Origin of the sequence: Pseudomonas sp. TJI-51, from assembly GCF_000190455.2 — a bacterium.
Taxonomy (GTDB): Bacteria; Pseudomonadota; Gammaproteobacteria; order Pseudomonadales; family Pseudomonadaceae; genus Aquipseudomonas; species Aquipseudomonas juntendi.
Map to the genome: position 1 here is coordinate 124,062 of NZ_AEWE02000046.1, position 323 is coordinate 124,384.

Genomic DNA, 323 nt, shown 5'->3' on the forward strand with positions numbered 1-323 from the left:
TCAGCAGCATCACTTGCTGCCCCCGGCGTGGCAGCCGCTTCAGCGCGTGCAGCAGGGCATTGTCGGCATCAGGCTCATTGACCGCGGTGGGGTGTTCGACGGGCAGCAGCAGACGGGTCATGACCGGCTCCTTGCGCTACAAAGGGGAAGGGGTGGGGGCATCTTCCGTGATGCGTGGTCAGCGTAGGCGAAACGAGATTGATTCTCAAGTGCTGATTGCGCAAAGTTTTGTAATGAGCGTTCACGCCCTGAAACACATTTGCTACCATGCGCGCCATCACGATCTTCATTAGCCTGAAGAGCCAAAAAAAAGACCCGGCAAA

1 pseudogene is annotated in these 323 nt (G+C 57.3%); it reads right to left on the bottom strand.

Annotation, left to right across the window (positions count from 1 at the left end):
* A pseudogene (locus G1E_RS29420) lies at positions 1–121 on the bottom strand (RNA polymerase subunit sigma-70); the annotation flags it as partial.
* Positions 122–323: the final 202 nt, after the last annotated feature.